Source organism: Candidatus Albibeggiatoa sp. nov. BB20, assembly GCA_016744725.1.
In the GTDB taxonomy this organism is placed as follows: Bacteria; Pseudomonadota; Gammaproteobacteria; order Beggiatoales; family Beggiatoaceae; genus Albibeggiatoa.
The window spans coordinates 1-2283 of record JADGDW010000287.1 but is presented as its reverse complement, the minus strand read 5'-3'; the positions used below and the strand labels follow the sequence as shown (position 1 = coordinate 2283).

Annotated in this window: 2 protein-coding genes; both read right to left on the bottom strand. The window is 38.9% G+C overall.

All coding sequences use genetic code 11. The features are described 5' to 3' along the window. The coding region (locus tag ABXH34_RS18625; RefSeq protein WP_353573391.1) for a TrpB-like pyridoxal phosphate-dependent enzyme at positions 1 to 1211 on the bottom strand (1211 nt) is incomplete at its 3' end. A gap of 144 nt (positions 1212 to 1355) precedes the next feature. Then, on the bottom strand, positions 1356 to 2144 hold the full coding sequence (locus ABXH34_RS18620) for a hypothetical protein (protein WP_353573390.1): 789 nt from the start codon (positions 2142 to 2144) through the stop codon (positions 1356 to 1358). Positions 2145 to 2283: the final 139 nt, after the last annotated feature.

Here is a 2283-nt window from a genome sequence, read left to right as displayed (position 1 = left end):
GACAGACCTGCTTCTTTGCAGCGTAATGCTTCGTCAATTGCTGCTCGAATAGCATGATTAGATTCTGGTGCAGGTACAATTCCCATGGTTCGGGCAAATAAAACCCCTGCATCAAATGTAGCGACTTGAGGTACATTAATCGCTTCAATAATGCCTTCATTATAGAGCTGAGAAATCAAAGCATTATCACCATGATAGCGTAGTCCGCCTGCATGAATGCTTGGCGGCATGAAATCATGTCCTAATGTATACATTTTCATCAGAGGGGTTAGCCCTTCAGAATCACCAAAATCATAGGCGTAATGACCACGGGTTAAGGTTGGACAAGATGAAGGTTCAACTGCAACTAAACGAATCTCTTTGCCAGCCGCTTTATCTGCTAAAAACGGGAACATCATACCACCTACGTTTGAACCGCCACCACAAGGTGCAAAAATCACATCAGGATAATCGCCGACTTTTTCTAATTGTTTCTTGGTTTCTAAGCCAATAACCGTTTGATGTAGCAAGACATGATTCAATACTGAACCCAATGTATAGTTGGTATCTTTACGCGATGCTGCTTCCTCAACTGCTTCAGAAATAGCAATACTCAATGAACCTGGAGAATCAGGGTGTTCCGACAAAATGTGACGGCCTGCTTGGGTTAAATTACTTGGACTGGGTAATACTTCAGCACCCCAAGTTTGCATCATTGAACGGCGGAATGGCTTTTGTTCATAACTGACTTTTACCATGTATACTCGAATTTCCATTTCCCCTATAAAGCTACTGGCCATGGCCAAAGATGAGCCCCATTGACCCGCACCCGTTTCCGTCGTTAAGCGTTTAATACCGACTTTTTTATTGTAATACACTTGGGGAACAGCGGAGTTAGGCTTATGTGAACCTGCGGGGCTAACACCCTCATATTTGAAATAAATTTTTGCAGGTGTGCCTAAATGTTGTTCTAAACGATGCGCACGATACAAAGGAGCAGGTCGCCATAAACGATAAGCTTCACGTACTTCATCAGGAATTTTAATCCAACGTTCGGTAGAGACTTCTTGCTCGACCAAATCAGGGGCAAAAATAGCCTCCATCATTTCAGGTTTAATTGGCTGTCCATTGGGTGCAAGATAAGGCGCAGGTGGATTGGGCATATCTGCAATGACATTATACCAATGAGTTGGAATTTCAGATTCATCCAATAAAATCTTGGTTTGAGACATACTACTTCCCTATTTTGTTGTTTGGCTCAGAGTGATGAGCCCTATTTTATTGTTGGTATTTTTTTAGGTGGGCAATCCTAAAGGATGAAACTTTACCTTAACAAAATGATGCGTCAAGTAAATGTTGATAAAAATGATGTAAACCTAGGCTTGCTTATATAAATTCCATTCAATCGGTTTATGCTTTGCAATCCGCATTAAACGAATAAAGAAGTTAACCGTTGAGAAAATAAAAGTCAGAAAAAAACCTGTTGACGCTCGTTCTAAACTACCGCGCACATAAGATTCATCAAACCCTAAATTCAGAATATTGTTAAGCAAATGCTGAAAATGGGGGGTAATCGTGGGAGTAAATAAGAATAAAGCAACAGAAATAATACAGGTAAAAGCAATAATAAACGCCTCGCCACGATTATCCATAAATGCCGCTAAAAATGGATTGTCTAAAATGCGCCCTTGAAAAGTAGGGTGTTCATGACCCACTTGGCGTTCAATTGCCTTAATATCTTCATCAATGTCTAACCAAACTTTACAAATCTTTTTATCTTCATTGGCTTTGACTTTGGGTTTGATGAGTAAATTCTGATGTTTTAAACGTAAGTAAATATTTTCACATGTCCGTACTGCAACGCCAACTGTTGGAGCACCGATACGAATGGCAATTGAATCTAAATTGGTTTTACTAACTAAAAAATGTTGGCGAGTACGTGATTCAAACCCCAGCATCACCATTTGGTGTTTTTCAATCTCGACCAATTCTAAAGGCATTTCCTCTAAAATAGCCTGAATATATTTGTTAGCCATCTCAGGCGGATATTCTGTTAAACGGTTACTCAAGCCTGCAATCGCAAATAATGCAATGATGTCATTATCTTCGAATTTTTTTTGAATACCCATTGAACAATTTAACATTGCATCAATCACAATCCGCACTAGGGACTCCTAAATCATACTGAAAAATGCTTTCCATTCTAAAACAATCTATTGGCGATTTAAACAACCGTTTTTTGAACAATGGATTTCTAATGTTATTAAAATTATTTATAATAATTATATGGATTATATTATGGAC